The sequence below is a fragment of the Providencia sp. 2024EL-00732 genome, from assembly GCF_044006275.1.
Classification (GTDB): Bacteria; Pseudomonadota; Gammaproteobacteria; order Enterobacterales; family Enterobacteriaceae; genus Providencia; species Providencia huashanensis.
Map to the genome: position 1 here is coordinate 176,278 of NZ_JBIPDG010000007.1, position 18,031 is coordinate 194,308.

Genomic DNA, 18,031 nt, shown 5'->3' on the forward strand with positions numbered 1-18,031 from the left:
CACATGGAACACTATATTAGCCTATTTGTTAAATCCATTTTTATTGAAAATATGGCGTTAGCATTCTTTTTAGGTATGTGTACTTTTCTCGCTGTTTCAAAGAATGTTAAAACAGCCTTTGGACTGGGGATCGCAGTAACTGTCGTTCTTGGTATCTCTGTTCCAGCTAATAACTTGGTGTATAACTTAGTGTTGCGTGATGGGGCAATAGCAGAGGGTATTGATTTATCCTTTTTGAACTTCATCACCTTTATCGGTGTTATTGCTGCATTGGTTCAGATCCTTGAGATGATTTTGGATCGTTACTTCCCATCACTGTATAACGCACTTGGTATCTTCTTGCCATTGATTACTGTTAACTGTGCAATTTTCGGTGGTGTTTCTTTCATGGCTCAACGCGATTATAACTTTAGCGAATCGATAGTGTATGGGTTTGGCTCGGGGATCGGTTGGATGCTTGCCATTGTCTTGTTGGCAGCTATCCGTGAGAAAATGAAGTACTCAGATATTCCAGCGGGTCTAAAAGGGTTAGGTATCACCTTTGTGACAACCGGCTTGATGGCATTGGGCTTTATGTCCTTCTCCGGTGTGCAGCTATAAAGGCGAGAAGAATTCATGGAAATTATTATTTTAGGTGTAGTGATGTTTACCCTGATTGTCTTGGTGCTTACAGGCTTAATCCTGTTTGCAAAATCCAAGTTAGTCAATACAGGGAACATCAAAGTTGAAGTAAATGGCGACCCTGACAAAAGCTTTGAGGCTCCAGCTGGCGATAAGCTGTTAGGTATGCTATCTAACCAAGGTATTTTTGTTTCATCTGCTTGTGGTGGTGGTGGTTCATGCGGCCAGTGCCGTGTGACAATCAAAGAGGGTGGTGGTGATATTCTGCCGACAGAACTTTCCCACATTAATAAGCGAGAAGCAAAAGAAGGTTGTCGTTTAGCTTGTCAGGTTAACGTTAAGCAAGATTTAAAAATTGAGCTTCCAGAAGAAATCTTTGGTGTGAAAAAGTGGGAGTGCGAAGTTATTTCTAATGACAATAAAGCCACTTTCATTAAAGAGCTGAGATTGAAGATACCAGAAGGGGAGGTTGTTCCTTTCCGTGCCGGTGGTTTTATTCAAATTGAATGCCCTGAACATATTGTTAAATATGAAGATTTCGATGTACCTGAAGAGTATCGTGAAGACTGGGATAAATTTAACCTATTCCGTTATGTTTCAGAGGTTAAAGAGCCTACTGTACGTGCCTATTCAATGGCCAACTACCCTGAAGAATACGGCATTATTATGTTAAACGTGCGGATAGCAACGCCTCCGCCACGTAACCCAGATGTTCCACCAGGAATTATGTCCTCTTATATTTGGTCATTAAAACCAGGGGATAAAGTGACAATTTCCGGTCCATTTGGTGAGTTCTTTGCAAAAGAAACTGAAGCTGAAATGGTGTTTATCGGTGGTGGTGCGGGTATGGCGCCAATGCGTTCCCACATATTTGACCAATTGCGCCGTTTAAATTCTAAGCGTAAAATTAGTTTCTGGTATGGGGCTCGTTCAGTTCGCGAAATGTTCTATACAGAAGATTTTGACCAACTTGCCGCGGAACACGAAAACTTTACATGGAATATTGCACTTTCAGATCCTTTACCAGAGGATAACTGGGATGGTTATACCGGCTTTATCCATAATGTTCTGTATGACAATTACTTAAAAGATCACCCAGCACCAGAAGATTGTGAGTTCTATATGTGTGGGCCTCCAATGATGAATGCTGCTGTAATTAAGATGCTTAAAGACCTTGGTGTTGAAGATGAAAACATCTTACTAGATGACTTTGGTGGTTAAGTTATTAGGTTTATTGTACTTAACAAGGTTAGTACAGTGATAACACTTTAAAGAGGGAAGCTACTTCCCTCTTTGTAATTTAACAATGATGGCTAATTACTAATTATCTAATTGGTAATTAGTAAGTTAATAATTATTTTGACTGAAACATTCTCTGCATGGGTGACGATGTAAAGTGTGTTAATAGTCTGAGCGACTTCTACAGACTCGCTCATGATTGACGCGGAGAAAACGATGCTAAGTAAAAGAATTTATACCCCAATACTTCTGTTTGTCGCGACCCTGTTTCTTGCTGCTTGTGGTGGGCCAGAGCAACAAAATCTTCAGGGACAAACAATGGGCACTTATTACTCGGTTAAATATGTTACGGATTCTTCAGGGGCAAAACCTGAAGCGATTCAAGCTGAGATAGATAAGCGCTTAGAAGAAGTTAATGACCAGATGTCAACTTACCGACCTGACTCTGAGTTAAGTCGTTTTAACCAGTCTAAAGACATAAATACACCATTCCCTGTCTCCGCAGCAACTGCAACAGTTGTTAAAAAAGCTATTGAGATTAATAAAATCACAGATGGCTCTTTAGATGTAACTGTTGGGCCTTTAGTTAATTTATGGGGGTTTGGCCCAGAAGGGAGAGTCACTAAAGCCCCTTCAGATGAAGAATTGGCCAAGCGCAGAGCATGGGTAGGGATTGACAAATTATCCGTTCAAGACAATAACCTAGTCAAAACCATTCCTGAACTATATGTAGATCTTTCATCAATTGCGAAAGGCTATGGTGTAGACGTTGTTGCTGAATACTTAGAGTCAGTGGGTATCAACAACTACATGGTTGATATTGGTGGTGAAGTGCGTACTAAAGGTACCAATGGTAAAGAGGCGCCTTGGCGTATTGCCATTGAAAAACCTGCGGCAGATGGTGCAAGCCAAACAGCGCAAGAAGTTATCGAGCCTGGAGATAGCTCAATTGCAACCTCTGGGGATTACCGTAACTATTTTGAACAGGATGGAGTTCGTTTTTCTCATACTATTGACCCAAAATCAGGGCGACCAATTACCCATAATCTAGTTTCTATTACGGTTATTGCAGATAACTGTATGAGTGCCGATGGGCTATCAACAGGGCTAAATGTGCTAGGGCCTGAAGCTGGCTTTGCCTTAGCTGAGAAAATGAATATTCCTGTTTTTATGATTGTTAAGACAGATAAAGGTTTTGAAGAGCGTTATACTAAAGCATTCGAACCATTTTTAACCAAGAAGCAGTAATTCGGGGAGGATAAAGGAATGCTAAATATTTTTATTGCCGCCTTTGCACTGTTCTTGCTGGCGTTTTTAGGAATGTCTCTTGGGTATATTTTCAAGCGTAAAAGTATTCAAGGTAGTTGTGGCGGCTTAAGTAGTATCGGGGTTGATAAAGTATGCGATTGCCCTGAGCCTTGTGACGCCCGCAAAAAACGCATGGCACGTGAAGAAGCTCGCCAAAAGATGCTGGAAAAAAACCGCATACTTTAGTATTTAATCTATCTGTTTTCTAAACCTTAGCCATATAAAGTATATGGCTAAGGTTTTTTTATAGCATTAGCCAGTTAAAACGGTATCCGCATTTTTGTCGTATAACTAGCTATAACGGAAGGGAGTTAAGGTATTTCAATGCGGTTTTATTTCTAGTGTCAATGACAGCAATAATAGCCGAATATACTATTCGTATAATATTTAAATAGCATTATTCTTCTATTTTATTATATAGATTTTAGTTGACTCATTTTCTTATGGCATGAATTTTGTGGGGTATATATGACACCCATTTCTTTACGGTATTCATCAAATTTAATGATAATTTTGCAGTTCTCGGCTTTGTTTGCATTACATTTTAGGGGACTTCCACTACTCCATTTTTGGCCGCTAGAAGTGGTAACTGTCCCTATCCATGAACTTTTCCCCGTGGATGAGTATTCGATATCAAATACATCATTATGCGTTTGTTGAGCCCTTATATTATAGGTAATGAAAGCCTTATCTACATCATCTTCACTGCTTTGATAAATAATTTCGACTTTTTTAAAGTCTTCATCCCATTTATTTTCAATAGAGATTGTTCCTTTTGATTTTGACATTTTATCCTCTTGATATTTATAATGAAAGGTCATTTTGTAAGAATAGGCTTAGTTAGTTTTTAAAGGTAATTATTGAAATTAAATTAGTAGTTTAAATAAAAAATAGTATTATTATAAACTGGTATTTTTAATTTTTTCTAAAAATAGAAGTCAAGAAAATATTGCACTTTTTAATATTGGTTTTATTTAAATTAGATGTAAATAATGATTAACATTAAAGTGTTATAAAAATAAAATAGGAGGTAGTTTAGGTGAGGAAATTAAGCTAATTTATTTGATTAAACATAATTCAAAATAAAATAGCTTAATTATTAGATTATTTTTTGAAGTTTTTTGGGGAATCAACCATTACGGCATCAACACCAATTTCTTTTGCGAGTTGATAGTCTTTTTCGTTATTGACACCAAATACAATAATATACGCTTTACCATTTTTTCTAAAACAATCGATAGCGTTTTTATCCCATGATAAGGTTGCAGGTGAACGAGCTTCACCTAAAGTATACTTTTCAACAACTTCAACTTTACGATGAAGCTCGAAACCATACCAGCGAGTATTATCTTTATCATTTTCTATAGGGCATTGGCGACTCATAACACTATTCGCTAGCATTGTTCTTGTTTCATCACGGCTTTCAAATAATTGGAATTGAGGTGAAAGAGACTTTAATGCCGTTAGAAAGGCATCATTAGTTGAATAAAAACGGACTTGTTTAAATGCCTTAGTCTTATTTAATAATGTAAGGATAGCTTGTGCTTGCTGAGCAGGGTCGGCATCAGGGGATTTTAAGTCAATATAGAAAGTGGTATTAGGGTATTTCTGTAGAACAGTTTCTAATGTATTAATTGTTGTTTTTTGCAAAGGGAATTGTTGGTTATGTTTTTTACTAAACTTATAGGCAGCATTGATATGACTTAATTGCTCTGCGGTATAAGCAGATACTGGCCCTTTTTTTTCTGTTAACGAGTCTAAATCACTTGGGCGATATAAAACTAATTGATTATCTTTACTTAATTGTACTGTTAGCCAAATAGCATCGGCTTTATTTTCTTTTGCTAAATCAATTGCATAAATTGTATTTTCCGGTGCATCAGCAGTACCGGCTCTGTGTGCAACAATTTGTGGTGATAATGCTAAAGCAGTTTGACTTGCAAGAAGTAGAATAACTGACGCCATAGTTTTAACATATTTTGATGTTGATAGAATTGCCATAGGTATCATCCATAAAAGAATTTTTTATAAAGTATAATGAGTGAAAAGGACGCATCTGTTTTATTACATTTTCACGGTAAAGTAAGTATTTACGATTGTTTTTAAGACAAACTTTAAATAACAAATGCTGTTATATAGTGTGGCAGACTATTATTTCAATAATATTAATTATTTTTATTATCATTAGGTTATCTGCTATTTTAGAATTGATGTCAGCGAATAGGCCCAGATTGCACGGCTAATAATAATACTGTATATTTAATCAGTTGATTGATTGTGTGGGCTAACTTGTGCGTAAAATTATACATATTGATATGGATTGCTTTTATGCAGCCATCGAAATGCGTGATGACCCAAGCTTGCGTAGTATTCCTATTGCGGTAGGAGGAAGTGCCGATCGCCGTGGTGTGATCAGCACCGCAAACTATGAAGCTCGTCGTTATGGCGTACATAGTGCCATGTCTACCGCTATTGCTCTAAGGCTTTGCCCTCAACTTAAAGTCGTTTCAGGGAGAATGGCGTTATATAAAGAAACGTCCATTCATATACGTAAGATTTTTGCGCGATATACAGATTTAATCGAGCCGCTTTCCCTCGATGAAGCTTATCTTGATGTGACTGACTGCTCACAATTACATGGTTCAGCTACGTTAATCGCAGAGGCTATTCGTCAGCAAATTTTTGATGAATTACAATTGACAGCCTCAGCGGGGATAGCTCCTATCAAGTTCCTTGCTAAAATCGCCTCTGATATGAATAAACCAAATGGGCAATTTGTGATCACCCCGCAAAATATTGATCAATTCATTCTGACTTTACCACTAAGAAAAATTCCGGGAGTGGGAAAAGTCACCGCACAAAAGCTAGCAGATATGGGGCTAACGACTTGTGCTGATGTGCAAAACTATGACGTTGTTACACTGATTAAAAGCATGGGGAAGTTTGGGCAGGTACTATGGGAGCGTTGTCACGGTATCGATGAACGGCCTGTAAACCCAGATAGACTAAGGAAATCCGTTGGTGTTGAGCGGACTCTTGCTGAAGATATTCATGAATGGAATGATTGCCTTTTATTATTAGATAAACTTTATGATGAACTGCAATCGCGTTTAGCTAAAGTGAAGCCTGATTTACGCATTGCGCGCCAAGGCGTAAAGTTTAAATTTGATGATTTTCAACAAACAACACAAGAGCATGTTTACCCAATGCTTAATAAGCAAGATTTAGTCCAGTTGGCAAAACAAGTTTGGGTTAATCGACGTGAACAGCGAGGGGTACGATTAGTTGGGTTGCATGTTATGTTACAAAGCCCTCAATTGGAAAGGCAATTGTTATTAGAACTATAAATAAAACATCTACCATAATGAATGGCAGATGTTTCAGTTATGATCAGGTTTTAACCTTTAACCGGGATTGCTTTTAAAACAGCGGTCAACAGTTTCCAATATTCACCAACACTTGCAATATGCACTCTTTCATCAGGAGAGTGAGCACCACGAATGGTTGGCCCAATTGAAACCATATCCATATCTGGGTAAGGCTTTTTGAATAAGCCACACTCAAGGCCTGCGTGGATCACCATCACATTTGGGATTTTACCAAATAGCTTGTTATAAGTTTCACTCACTAAGTGCATTACGGCTGAATCGGCATCTGGTTGCCAACCTGGGTAGCTCCCCTCAGCGCGGTACTGTGCTTGTGCTAATTTACTAATAGAAGTGAGCATGTTAACAACATAGTTTTTGCCACTATCAATCAGTGAGCGAACAAGGAAGATAACCTCCGCTTGGTCTTCTGTCATGCGAACAACGCCCTCATTAAGCGATGTTTCTACGACACCTACAGCGACATCACTCATGCGAATTACGCCATTAGGTGCAGCATTTAAGAAGAACGTAAAACGTTTTTGGCAATCATCAGACAGTGCTTTCAAGTCACTTTGTGTTTCATCTAAGAGTAGAACAAGGTTAGGTTCTATAACGGCTAACTCATTCTTTAAAATACCTTCGTAGCGTTCTCTTAATGCTGTCAGTTCAGCAACTTTTTCTGTCGGAACAGAGATAATTGCATGCGCTTCACGTGGGATAGCATTACGTACGGTGCCGCCTCTAAATTCTAACAATTTCAGGCTTAAGTCTTCTGCATGTCCAGCAAGGAAGCGTGCGAGTAATTTATTCGCATTACCTAAGCCTAAGTGAACATCACCACCGGAGTGACCACCTTTTAACCCTTTTAGGGTTAAAGTAAACGTCTGATAACCTTGTGGTAAAGGTTCACGCAGTAGATCAAATGTTGTTGTGAAATCAACCCCTCCAGCACAACCCATATAGATCTCACCTTCTTCTTCAGAGTCGGTGTTAATCAGAATATCCGCCTGTAGCCAACCTGCTTTTAGACCAAACGCACCTTCCATGCCAGCTTCTTCAGTCATGGTGAGTAAAACTTCCATAGGCCCATGCTCGACACTGTCATCAGCCAGAACCGCCAATGCAGAAGCTAAACCAATACCGTTATCTGCGCCTAAAGTTGTACCTTCAGCGGTCACCCATTCACCATTAACATATGGGCGGATTGGGTCTGTTTTAAAGTCATGCACGGTGTCATTATTTTTTTGTGGCACCATGTCTAGGTGTGCTTGCAAGACTACTGCTTTGCGGTTTTCGTAACCCGTTGTTGCAGGTTTACGGATCAAAATATTACCAACTTCGTCGCGTTCTACATGAAAACCTTTTTGTTTTGACCAGTCGATAATATGCGCAGCTAAAGCTTCTTCATGATATGAAGGGTGCGGAATAGAGCAGATGGTAGCGAAGATGTCCCATAGCGGTTGGGGGGATAATGTAGCTAGCTCAGACACGTTTCTCTCCTTTTATTTTCCCTTTATATTTCAATCTGTAGCATTGTTGGCTTCACTCGTAAACTCCAAGCATATACTTATGTATACTCAAAGGATTTACTCATTTGCCGCCTAGCTACAAATTGAACTATTTAGGAATAATATCCTGAATAACCCATGTAGGAACTGATTGGCAACCAACGTTAATTTCAGCTTCAATTTTTAAAAGGAATATTGCTGTAATTATGACCTAACAGCCTGAAGTTTCGAATTAAAGGCTGCATCTTTTATAATCTCAGGATAACACTTTCTTTTGAAGAATGGATAGTGTAAATGATAATAATTAATGGCGAATGATGCTTTTTACTGGTTTTTAACGCGCCAAATCACTATAATCTCGCGCAACCTTTTTTCCGCAAGACACATTTCAGATTTACTCAGCAGTCGGGACCCGAATTTTATGAGCGAAAAATATGTCGTAACGTGGGATATGTTGCAAATACATGCCCGTAAACTCGCACAACGTTTATTACCAGTAGAACAATGGACCGGTATTATCGCGGTTAGCCGTGGTGGTCTTGTTCCAGGCGCGCTTCTTGCACGTGAACTGGGCATTCGTAACGTTGATACCGTATGTATATCTAGCTATGACCATGATAATCAACGCGAATTAAAAATTATAAAGCGCGCTGAAGGTGATGGCGAAGGCTATATCGTCATTGACGATTTGGTCGATACCGGTGGTACAGCGCAAGCTATTCGTGATATGTATCCAAAAGCACACTTTGTTACTATCTTCGCTAAGCCAGCTGGTCGTCCATTAGTTGATGACTATGTGGTTGATATCCCGCAAGACACATGGATAGAGCAGCCTTGGGATATGGGCGTTGCTTTTATAAAGCCATTGTGTGAACAAGACAAATAAATCGAAGTTAAACTTATTTTCTGGTAATAGATTGTCATTAACAGCCTTTGGGGTTTTTCCTCATAGGCATAACACATAAATACCTAAAATTTTTGAGTCAAACGCGATATAATCTCGGGGGAGTGCATTTTTGCATTCCCCTTATTTTTGGTTTTTTGGCACAATTCAGCTCAGGTAGACAAGGAAATAGGGATGACTCAGCAAAACCTTTCAGAAAAACTTTTCAAACCTAGAGTCAGACAAGTTGAAACGTCGACACTTGTATCCTACTCGTCAGAAACGACTCCTCTGATAAAAGCTCATAGCGTTCTAAGTGGTTCTCATCATGTTGGCTGGTATCGTATGATCAACCGGCTAATTTGGATTTGGCGTGGTATTGATGCACTAGAAATTGAAGAGGTACTTAGCCGAATAGCAGTTTCCGATGCGCCACGCAGTAATGAAACCCAGTTGGATACCGTCATTGGTAATAGGCGTGGGAATTGGTGCTTCGAATGGTCACAGCAGGCTATGCGTTGGCAACAGAAAGCTTTGGAATTCGAGCAAGGGCCGGACGCGGGTAATGCATGGTTGCGAGCCGCAAATTTATACAGTATTGCAGCATACCCTTTTATTAAAGGGGATGAACTAGCAGACCAAGCTATTTTATTAGCGTGTAAAGCCTATGATAATGCAGCCAAATTTTCAGAATATCGGTTAAAGAAAATTGCATTCAAAGTGGATGATGGGAAAGAAGTTTGTGGCTTTTTACATATTCCATCCCACGGTCAGGGGCCTTATCCTACCGTCATGATTTGCGGCATGTTAGACAGCTTACAAATCGATTTTTGTCGCTATTTTCGCGATTATCTCGAACCACTAGGTATTGCGATGCTAACGCTCGATATGCCTTCTATTGGTTATTCGATAAAACATAAATTGACACAAGAAACAACAACACTGCATGAGCAAATTGTTCGCCAGCTTGAGGATATTGCATGGATTGACCATACCCGCTTCGGTATCGTCGGGATGCGCTTTGGTGCCAATATAGCCTTAAGATTAGCTTATATGTGCCCAGAAAAAATTAAAGCAGTCGCTGTCATAGGTCCAATTGTGCATAGTTTATTGCACGAAGAGAAATATCAACAAGATATTCCTCGGGTAGTTTTGGATGTGTTCGCGAGTCGTTTGGGAATTTATCAGGTTGATGGTGCCGCTTTACGTCATGAATTGAGTTGTTATTCACTTAAAAATCAGGGCCTTTTAGGAAAAAGAAGCAAAGTTCCGATGTTATCGGTAAGCTTAAAAGATGATATCTATAGTCCGAAAGCAGAATCGGATCTAATTCGGCGTTCATCAATGGATGCAGATACAATAATACTACCAAGTCAGCCTGTTTTTGCTAATTTTGAAAAGGCGCTAAGTGAAACTACTAATTGGCTGAAAGCAAAAATACTTTAATTATATTTAATATCTTGCTTATTTTTTCCCATTTGTTAAAAAGGGGTCTACCCAAGAAGGAGATCCTTAACATGGCTTTACCGACTGATTATTCAAATGGAAAGTATTTAAAGAAATTTGCTGCAATGGGGCCTTATTTACGCGAAAAACAATGTATCAATGGCTGTTATATATTCGATAGCCTTGTTGTTTGTATTAATGCGAGTATTGCGCCTGAGAAACGTGAATTTTGGGGGTGGTGGTTAAAATTAGTTGCAACTGAAAAAGGCTTTGAGTTCACTTATCATTTTGGTATTTATAATAGCCATGGTAGTTGGCAAGTCAAAGCATTCAAAGATGCGGCTACCACTGAAGCCGTTGAAAAAAATTTAGTATCATTTCATCAAGCACTTACTAAGCAATTACTTGAGCTTGAGTTAAGCCTCTTCCCTTCGCCACTAATGGCAGAATTAAAACTGGAATTAAGCGCATAAATTTGTTTTAAACCAACTTTTGTTGAATTTTGCGTTATGCCTGTTGGCATAACGCGCTTCTCCTGATAAAAATGGTATCTACTTTTTTGTTTTCTTAATCCTAATGGCAGAAAAATGATGAAAAATAGCCAGACGCTGGTTGTTAAGCTAGGAACCAGTGTGCTAACAGGGGGCTCGCGCCGTTTGAATCAAGCTCATATTGTTGAGTTAGTCAGGCAGTGTGCGCAGCAATATGAAAAAGGGCACCGTATTATCATTGTGACATCAGGGGCAATTGCCGCGGGTCGCGAACACTTAAATTACCCCGAATTGCCGGCTACCATTGCATCTAAACAGTTGCTTGCGGCAGTCGGCCAAAGTCGTCTTATTCAGTTGTGGGAAAGGTTGTTCTCCATTTACGGGATCCACATAGGGCAAATGCTGTTAACACGTGCAGATTTAGAAGACCGTGAGCGTTTTCTAAATGCTCGAGACACCTTACAAGCATTACTGAATAATGGCATTATTCCCGTTATTAATGAGAACGATGCCGTTGCGACAGCAGAAATAAAAGTCGGTGATAACGATAATTTATCCGCATTAGCCGCTATTCTTGGTGATGCTGATAAACTGTTGCTACTGACTGATATAGAAGGTCTATATGATGCAGACCCCCGTAGCAACCCAAATGCGAAATTAATTCCTGAAGTCTATGGTGTCAACGACGAGCTTCGTCAAATGGCAGGGGGAAGTGTCAGCGGTTTAGGTACGGGGGGCATGGCAACTAAGCTACAAGCGGCTGATGTTGCTGGCCGCGCAGGGATAGATGTTATTATCGCAGCAGGTAATAAACCTGATGTCATTAGCGCTGTGATTGAAAATATTCCAGTGGGGACTCGTTTTTATGGGCAGAAAAACCCCATGGAAAATCGTAAACGTTGGATTTTCGGGGCGCCAGCTGCGGGTGATGTGTATATTGATGATGGTGCACAATTAGCAATTATAGAAAAAGGTAGCTCATTGTTACCAAAAGGAATTAAAAAGATTGAAGGTGATTTTTCCCGAGGCGCCGTGATCCGCATTCTAAATATGGCGGGGAAAGACCTTGCACACGGTGTTAGTCACTATAATAGTGATGCACTAAGGATGATAGCAGGTCATCATTCACAAGAAATTGGCAGAATACTTGGCTATGAACACGGCTCAGTCGCTGTTCATCGTGACGATATGATAGTGAGTTAATTATGTTAGAAACAATGGGTAAGGCTGCACGAGCAGCGTCATGGCAATTAGCTCAGCTAAGCACCAAACAAAAAAACTCGGCACTATTGCAAATTGCTGAATTACTAGAAAAAGAAAGCGCAGTGATATTATCTGCTAACCAGCAGGATATGGAACAAGCAAAAGCCAGTGGTATGGCAGAAGCCTTACAAGACCGTCTATTGCTGACTCCAGAACGCTTGAAAAGCATTGCTGATGATGTCAGAAAGGTTTGTCAGCTTGCTGACCCTGTTGGGCAAATCATTGATGGTAGCCAGCTTGATAGCGGTTTAAACTTACAGCGCCGACGCGTACCTCTAGGTGTTGTCGGGGTGATTTACGAAGCGCGTCCAAACGTCACTGTCGATGTGGCTTCGTTATGTTTAAAAACCGGTAACGCAGTCATTCTACGTGGTGGTAAAGAAACCCATAATACGAACCTTGCAGTGGTGAGTGTTATCCAAAAAGCACTCAAAAATAGTGGGTTGCCAGAAGAATCTGTACAAGCTATCAATAACCCTGATCGTGAATTAGTTTCTCAATTATTAAAATTAGATCGTTATATTGATATGCTGATCCCTCGTGGTGGTGCGGGGTTACATAAATTATGTCGTGAGCAATCAACGATCCCTGTGATCACCGGCGGTATAGGTGTTTGCCACACCTTTGTCGATGAGTCAGTTGATTTTAATAAAGCGATTAACGTAATCATCAATGCAAAAGTACAGCGCCCAAGTGCTTGTAACTCACTGGAAACTTTGCTAGTTCATAAAGATATTGCGGGTAATTTCTTACCATTTTTAAGTGAGAAAATGGCTGAACAGCAAGTCACACTGCACGCTAGTGAAAAAGCAATGCCATTATTGGAACAAGGCCCAGCAACAGTTGTTGATGTAAAACCTGAAAATTTGGTTGATGAATGGTTATCCTTAGACCTCAACGTAGAGATTGTTGATGACATTGACGCCGCTATTAACCATATTCGCCAATATGGTACTGCGCATTCTGATGCTATTTTGACCGAGTCTATCCGCCAAGCAGATTATTTTGTACAGTGTGTCGATTCGGCGGCTGTTTATGTGAATGCGAGTACTCGCTTCACAGATGGTGGGCAATTTGGTTTAGGGGCAGAGGTTGCGGTTAGCACTCAGAAATTACATTCTCGAGGCCCTATGGGGCTAGATGCCTTAACAACCTATAAATGGGTTGGTTATGGCGATTTTTTAAATCGCCCATAAAGACTAAAATAGATTAATAGGCCACACTTGTGTGGCTTTATTTTTTATTATTTGCCGCATTAGGCAACTTTCATAAGCAGATACATAACCAGTTTTGCTTAGTATTCATGATGATGGGGTGGAAATTAATGTTTTACATTATCGGTCCAAGAGGTTCGGGTAAAACGACAATTGGTAAAAAATTGGCCGAATCTAAAGGCTACCAGTTTGTTGATACAGATAAATTGATACTCGAAAGAGCAGGTAAAACGATAGCAGAAATTGTTGAACAGTACGGATGGGAATATTTTCGTCAATTAGAAACGGAAACGTTAAAATCAATTCTTCAAGATAAAACGATTGTTTCAACAGGGGGCGGGCTGGTTCTTGCTGAGGAAAACCAGAAGATCATGCGTGATAACGGGACAGTGATTTATTTAAATGCTAAGCCTGACGTTTTAGCTAAACGCCTAGCCGCAGAGCCACAAGCTGACCAGCGGCCAAGCTTAACAGGCAAATCATTAGTTGAAGAAATTGAAGAAGTTATGCAGCAAAGAGAACCTATCTACCGTGCGACGGCACACCATGTTATTGATGCCACACAATCCATTGATGATATTATCGCGCAACTTAATGATTTGACTTAAACTAATTAGGTATCAGTAAAGTACGTTTTCGGAATATACCGCTTAGTAGAAAGAGCAGAGCTAAGTAAGATAGGTATGATAACGGAAATACTTCACTTATTTGCATATAAAACATAATCATAATATAGGGATTCATTATGTTGGCAAACATCATCAAGGCAATACTTAAATTTTTATTTCGCGTCCAAGTTACCGGTGATGCAAAAGAATTTAATCAAGATAAATGCTTGATTACACCCAATCATGTTTCTTTCCTTGATGGTGTTTTGATTGCACTTTTTTTACCTGTAAAACCTGTATTTGCTGTGTATTCATCATTTGCGACACCAAAAATGGTGAAGCGTCTTAAACCTTATGCGGATATTGTTCCTCTTGACCCTGCTAACCCTTTAGGGATACGTCACCTTGTTAAAGAGGTGGAAAAAGGGCGCCCAATCGTCATTTTTCCAGAAGGGCGTATTACTGTGCATGGTTCTTTAATGAAAATCTATGAAGGGGCTGCATTTGTTGCTGCAAAGTCGGAGGCAAAAGTTGTTCCTATTCGTATTGAAGGTGCGGAGCGCAGTCACTTTGGTCGGTTAAAAGGCATTATTCCATTAAAATGGTTCCCAAAAATCACATTACATATTTTGCCTGCACAAAGCATTCCTATGCCTCAAGCCCCTCGAGCTGTTGAGCGCCGAGCCTTAGCTGGAGAGCATTTGTACCAAATTATGAAATCTGCGCGTATGGCTTGTTTGCCCCAAGTCACATTGGTCGAAGAGTTTATTCAAAGTGTTCATAAGTTTGGTCGATATACGCCCTGTATTGAAGATATCGCTTTTAAAGAAGACTCCTACCAAAGCTTATTGAAAAAAGCTCTGGGAGTCGGGCGTATTATAGAACGTTATACCCATGAAAATGAGCGTGTAGGCTTATTATTGCCAAATACAACAGTTACGGCTGCAGCTATTTTTGGGGCCCTAATGAGGGGACGAGTCCCTGCGATGCTGAATTATACTGCGGGAAGCCATGGGATCAGTAATGCATTAAAAGCATCTGCAGCCACTGTCGTATTTACCTCTCGCCAATTTTTAGAAAAAGGTCATTTAACGCATATTCCCGAGCAAGTTACTGAAGCTAACTGGATTTACCTTGAAGATTTAAAAGATACAGTGACATGGCAAGATAAACTTTGGATTGTTAAGCATTTATTTAATCCACGTAAAGCCGTTATCCCGCGCAAAACGACAGATGAAGCGATCGTGCTATTCACTTCAGGGTCAGAGGGAACACCGAAAGGGGTGGTTCATAGCCACGGGAGCTTAATGGCGAATGTTGAGCAAATTAAGACCATTGCTGACTTCACTCCTCGTGACCGTTTTATGTCATCATTACCATTATTCCATGCATTTGGTCTAACTGTTGGTTTGTTCATTCCTCTATTTTCAGGAAGCCGAGTGTTTCTTTATCCAAGCCCTTTGCACTATCGAGTCATTCCGGAATTGGTCTATGACAAAAATTGTACAGTGCTTTTTGGGACTTCGACATTTTTAGGTAATTATGCGCGTTTTGCGCATCAGTATGATTTTGCACGTTTGCGCTATGTCGTTGCTGGCGCTGAAAAGCTCTCTGATAAAACTAAAAAAATCTGGTTTGATAAATTTGGTATTCGTATCCTTGAAGGGTATGGGGTGACTGAATGTGCTCCTATCGTTTCAATTAACGTACCAATGGCCGCTAAAGAAGGTTCAGTAGGTCAAATTTTACCCGAAATGGAGGCGAGGATTATCCCTATCCCAGGTATTGAACAGGGGGGGAAATTACAGCTAAAAGGGCCAAATATCATGAAGGGGTATTTACGTGTTGAAGCCCCTGGTGTCTTAGAAACGCCTAAAGCGGAAAATGAGCAAGGTGAATTAGAAGATGGCTGGTATGACACGGGTGATATCGTTACTTTAGACAATCAAAACTTCTGTACTATTAAAGGTCGTGTTAAGCGTTTTGCAAAACTTGCAGGGGAAATGGTTTCTCTTGAAAGTATTGAACAAATGGTCGCGGGTATTTCACCAAATGAGAATCATGGCGTTGTCACTAAGCCTGATAGTAGTAAGGGTGAGGCGCTTGTTTTATTCACGACAGATAAAGAATTAGACCGCAGCGCATTGTCTGCGGCAGCGAAAAGCAAAGGCTTAACTGAATTAGCTGTCCCGCGTGACATTCGTTTAGTAAAAGAACTGCCAGTTTTGGGAAGTGGTAAAACGGACTTTGTTACACTAAAACAGATGGCGTTAAAGGATGAATAATATGCAAGAAAGCATGCAAAATGCGCCATTAATGAGCCGAGGAATGAAAGCCGTATTGGCGTCTCAATTCCTCTCTGCATTTGCTGATAATGCATTATTATTTGCAATACTTGCACAGCTTAAAGCAGAGTTTTACCCTGAGTGGAGCCATCCTATTCTGCAAATGGTGTTTGTATTTACTTATATTGTACTGGCACCTTTTGTAGGGCAAATCGCCGATAGGTTCTCAAAAGGGCGCGTAATGTTGTTTTCTAACATTTTTAAATTTATTGGGGCTCTTGGTATTTGTTTGGGGTTAAACCCTTTCCTTTGCTATGGTCTAGTGGGGGTAGGCGCTGCATCTTATTCCCCTGCTAAATACGGTATTTTAGGGGAATTAACAGGGGGAGATAACCTTGTTAAAGCAAATGGAGTTATGGAAGCATCGACAATCGCGGCTATTCTAGTGGGCTCAGTGGTCGGTGGGGTGCTTTCCGATATTAACCTTATATTAGCGCTCGGAACTTGTGCTGTATTGTATGCATTAGCTGTTATTGCCAATTTCTTTATCCCACCGCTAGTGGCTGCACGGCCAGGCAAAGGCTGGAATATTAAACTATTAGTGACTGATTTTTTCGGTGCTTGCCGTATTCTATGGTCTAACCAAGAAAGTCGCTTCTCACTTGTGGGGACCAGTTTATTTTGGGGGGCGGGTGTCACCTTACGTTTTTTATTAGTGGCATGGGTACCTGTCGCTTTAGGCTTACAAGACAACACAACCCCAACAATCCTCAATGCGATGGTTGCTATAGGGATTGTCGTTGGAGCGGGGCTTGCTGCTAAATTTATTACCTTAAAAACGGTTTATCGTTGTATTCCTGCTGGGGTTATCATCGGTATCATGGTGGTTTTACTCTCATTGCAAACTAATATTATTCCAGCATATTTTATTCTGATAATACTTGGGGTATTTGGTGGCTTATTTGTGGTTCCACTTAATGCATTACTTCAAGAAAAGGGGAAAGAGACTGTTGGAGCAGGGAATGCCATTGCTGTGCAAAACTTAGGCGAAAACAGTGCAATGCTAATTATGTTAGGCTTGTACTCTTTGGCAATTAAAGCTGGTTTGTCAGTAGTGAATGCAGGGATTGGTTTTGGTGCTGTATTTGCGATAGCTATTGCGGGTTTGTGGGTTTGGGATCGCGCTCGTAAAAAAATGAAGTAAAGGTAGGTAGCATCATGATAGATGAGAAGCAACTCGAAATATTGAGTATTCAAATTGGTCAGAAATTAACAGAACAAGGTAAAACAGTCACCGCTGCTGAATCTTGTACTGGTGGCTGGGTTGCTAAGGTATTGACCGATATCGCAGGGAGCTCAGCTTACTTCCAGCGTGGCTTCGTCACTTATAGCAATGAAGCCAAACACCAAATGATTGGTGTTAAAGAGGAGTCTTTACAACAATATGGCGCAGTAAGCCAACAAGTTGTCGCAGAAATGGCTTTAGGGGCATTGCGGGAAGCGAGGGCCGATTTTGCTGTTTCAATCAGTGGAATTGCCGGCCCCGACGGCGGTAGTATAGAAAAGCCTGTTGGGACAGTCTGGTTTGGTTTTGCTAAAAAACAGGCTGATAAAACCATAACCGTAACAACACAGCACTGTGTATTCCAAGGGGATAGAAACCAAGTTCGTTTACAATCAACGGGTTATGTCCTAGAAACACTTTTAAAGTTGTTAAATGAAAAATTTTCTTGATACTGTATGATTATACAGTATAATTAATTTTAACAAACCCAATTCAATCGTTTTATTCGCAGT

The 18,031-nt window shown here is 40.2% G+C and carries 17 protein-coding genes; 14 read left to right on the forward strand and 3 right to left on the reverse strand.

The genetic code is table 11. From position 1 onward, the window contains the following. Positions 1-3 precede the first annotated feature (3 nt). The 4 genes from nqrE (at position 4) to nqrM (ending at position 3,354) form a co-directional block, all read left to right on the forward strand. A complete protein-coding gene (gene nqrE / locus ACHB7C_RS13145; RefSeq protein WP_042848704.1) occupies positions 4-600 on the forward strand; it encodes an NADH:ubiquinone reductase (Na(+)-transporting) subunit E in 597 nt (198 codons plus the stop codon). 15 nt (positions 601-615) lie between these two features. After that, complete coding sequence (gene nqrF, locus ACHB7C_RS13150) at positions 616-1,842, forward strand: NADH:ubiquinone reductase (Na(+)-transporting) subunit F (RefSeq protein ID WP_042848703.1); 1,227 nt, start codon at positions 616-618, stop codon at positions 1,840-1,842. Positions 1,843-2,076: 234 nt separating this feature from the next. Then, a complete protein-coding gene (locus ACHB7C_RS13155; RefSeq protein WP_166685468.1) occupies positions 2,077-3,108 on the forward strand; it encodes an FAD:protein FMN transferase in 1,032 nt (343 codons plus the stop codon). Between the two features lie 18 nt (positions 3,109-3,126). Next, positions 3,127-3,354 carry a (Na+)-NQR maturation NqrM gene (nqrM, locus tag ACHB7C_RS13160; protein ID WP_042848701.1) on the forward strand — a complete coding sequence of 76 codons (228 nt, stop codon included), beginning with the start codon at positions 3,127-3,129 and terminating at the stop codon, positions 3,352-3,354. 227 nt (positions 3,355-3,581) lie between these two features. On the opposite strand, the gene ACHB7C_RS13165 is transcribed toward nqrM, so the two are convergent. Continuing rightward, on the reverse strand, positions 3,582-3,956 hold the full coding sequence (locus ACHB7C_RS13165) for a hypothetical protein (protein ID WP_166687060.1): 375 nt from the start codon (positions 3,954-3,956) through the stop codon (positions 3,582-3,584). 316 nt (positions 3,957-4,272) lie between these two features. Then, complete coding sequence (locus ACHB7C_RS13170) at positions 4,273-5,169, reverse strand: glycerophosphodiester phosphodiesterase family protein (RefSeq protein WP_272579426.1); 897 nt, start codon at positions 5,167-5,169, stop codon at positions 4,273-4,275. A gap of 290 nt (positions 5,170-5,459) precedes the next feature. On the opposite strand from ACHB7C_RS13170, the gene dinB reads away from it, so the two are divergent. Then, positions 5,460-6,515, forward strand: a complete 1,056-nt coding sequence (gene dinB, locus ACHB7C_RS13175; protein ID WP_264403533.1) for a DNA polymerase IV — start codon at positions 5,460-5,462, stop codon at positions 6,513-6,515. 50 nt (positions 6,516-6,565) lie between these two features. Here dinB and pepD read toward each other — a convergent pair whose 3' ends face one another. After that, entirely contained in the window at positions 6,566-8,026 is a 1,461-nt protein-coding gene (pepD, locus tag ACHB7C_RS13180) for a beta-Ala-His dipeptidase (protein ID WP_042848697.1), read from the reverse strand. A 439-nt stretch (positions 8,027-8,465) separates the two neighbouring features. Here pepD and gpt point away from each other — a divergent pair, with 439 nt between their 5' ends. From gpt to pncC, 9 genes are all read left to right on the forward strand, one after another. After that, a complete protein-coding gene (gene gpt / locus ACHB7C_RS13185) occupies positions 8,466-8,930 on the forward strand; it encodes a xanthine phosphoribosyltransferase (protein WP_042848748.1) in 465 nt (154 codons plus the stop codon). A 192-nt stretch (positions 8,931-9,122) separates the two neighbouring features. Continuing rightward, positions 9,123-10,373 (forward strand): esterase FrsA, encoded by a 1,251-nt coding sequence (frsA, locus tag ACHB7C_RS13190; protein ID WP_071547818.1) that lies wholly within the window; start codon positions 9,123-9,125, stop codon positions 10,371-10,373. 71 nt (positions 10,374-10,444) lie between these two features. Then, positions 10,445-10,846 (forward strand): sigma factor-binding protein Crl, encoded by a 402-nt coding sequence (gene crl / locus ACHB7C_RS13195; RefSeq protein WP_042848695.1) that lies wholly within the window; start codon positions 10,445-10,447, stop codon positions 10,844-10,846. Positions 10,847-10,963: 117 nt separating this feature from the next. After that, positions 10,964-12,067 (forward strand): glutamate 5-kinase, encoded by a 1,104-nt coding sequence (gene proB / locus ACHB7C_RS13200; protein ID WP_042848747.1) that lies wholly within the window; start codon positions 10,964-10,966, stop codon positions 12,065-12,067. Between the two features lie 2 nt (positions 12,068-12,069). Then, positions 12,070-13,323 (forward strand): glutamate-5-semialdehyde dehydrogenase, encoded by a 1,254-nt coding sequence (gene proA / locus ACHB7C_RS13205; RefSeq protein ID WP_042848694.1) that lies wholly within the window; start codon positions 12,070-12,072, stop codon positions 13,321-13,323. A 128-nt stretch (positions 13,324-13,451) separates the two neighbouring features. Then, positions 13,452-13,949, forward strand: coding sequence for a shikimate kinase AroL (gene aroL / locus ACHB7C_RS13210; protein ID WP_042848746.1), 498 nt, complete (start codon positions 13,452-13,454; stop codon positions 13,947-13,949). A 137-nt stretch (positions 13,950-14,086) separates the two neighbouring features. Further along, on the forward strand, positions 14,087-16,234 hold the full coding sequence (aas, locus tag ACHB7C_RS13215; RefSeq protein ID WP_042848693.1) for a bifunctional acyl-ACP--phospholipid O-acyltransferase/long-chain-fatty-acid--ACP ligase: 2,148 nt from the start codon (positions 14,087-14,089) through the stop codon (positions 16,232-16,234). Position 16,235: 1 nt separating this feature from the next. After that, entirely contained in the window at positions 16,236-17,438 is a 1,203-nt protein-coding gene (lplT, locus tag ACHB7C_RS13220) for a lysophospholipid transporter LplT (protein WP_042848691.1), read from the forward strand. 14 nt (positions 17,439-17,452) lie between these two features. Further along, complete coding sequence (pncC, locus tag ACHB7C_RS13225; protein ID WP_048608226.1) at positions 17,453-17,968, forward strand: nicotinamide-nucleotide amidase; 516 nt, start codon at positions 17,453-17,455, stop codon at positions 17,966-17,968. Positions 17,969-18,031: the final 63 nt, after the last annotated feature.

Excerpts from the sequence above, each read along its gene's own strand:
- nqrE (WP_042848704.1), top strand. The coding sequence starts at position 4 with ATGGAACACTATATTAGCCTATTTGTTAAATCCATTTTTATTGAAAAT.
- nqrF (WP_042848703.1), top strand. The coding sequence starts at position 616 with ATGGAAATTATTATTTTAGGTGTAGTGATGTTTACCCTGATTGTCTTG.
- ACHB7C_RS13155 (WP_166685468.1), top strand. The coding sequence starts at position 2,077 with ATGCTAAGTAAAAGAATTTATACCCCAATACTTCTGTTTGTCGCGACC.
- nqrM (WP_042848701.1), top strand. The coding sequence starts at position 3,127 with ATGCTAAATATTTTTATTGCCGCCTTTGCACTGTTCTTGCTGGCGTTT.
- ACHB7C_RS13165 (WP_166687060.1), bottom strand. The coding sequence starts at position 3,956 with ATGTCAAAATCAAAAGGAACAATCTCTATTGAAAATAAATGGGATGAA.
- ACHB7C_RS13170 (WP_272579426.1), bottom strand. The coding sequence starts at position 5,169 with ATGGCAATTCTATCAACATCAAAATATGTTAAAACTATGGCGTCAGTT.
- gpt (WP_042848748.1), top strand. The coding sequence starts at position 8,466 with ATGAGCGAAAAATATGTCGTAACGTGGGATATGTTGCAAATACATGCC.
- frsA (WP_071547818.1), top strand. The coding sequence starts at position 9,123 with ATGACTCAGCAAAACCTTTCAGAAAAACTTTTCAAACCTAGAGTCAGA.
- crl (WP_042848695.1), top strand. The coding sequence starts at position 10,445 with ATGGCTTTACCGACTGATTATTCAAATGGAAAGTATTTAAAGAAATTT.
- proB (WP_042848747.1), top strand. The coding sequence starts at position 10,964 with ATGAAAAATAGCCAGACGCTGGTTGTTAAGCTAGGAACCAGTGTGCTA.
- proA (WP_042848694.1), top strand. The coding sequence starts at position 12,070 with ATGTTAGAAACAATGGGTAAGGCTGCACGAGCAGCGTCATGGCAATTA.
- aroL (WP_042848746.1), top strand. The coding sequence starts at position 13,452 with ATGTTTTACATTATCGGTCCAAGAGGTTCGGGTAAAACGACAATTGGT.
- aas (WP_042848693.1), top strand. The coding sequence starts at position 14,087 with ATGTTGGCAAACATCATCAAGGCAATACTTAAATTTTTATTTCGCGTC.
- lplT (WP_042848691.1), top strand. The coding sequence starts at position 16,236 with ATGCAAGAAAGCATGCAAAATGCGCCATTAATGAGCCGAGGAATGAAA.
- pncC (WP_048608226.1), top strand. The coding sequence starts at position 17,453 with ATGATAGATGAGAAGCAACTCGAAATATTGAGTATTCAAATTGGTCAG.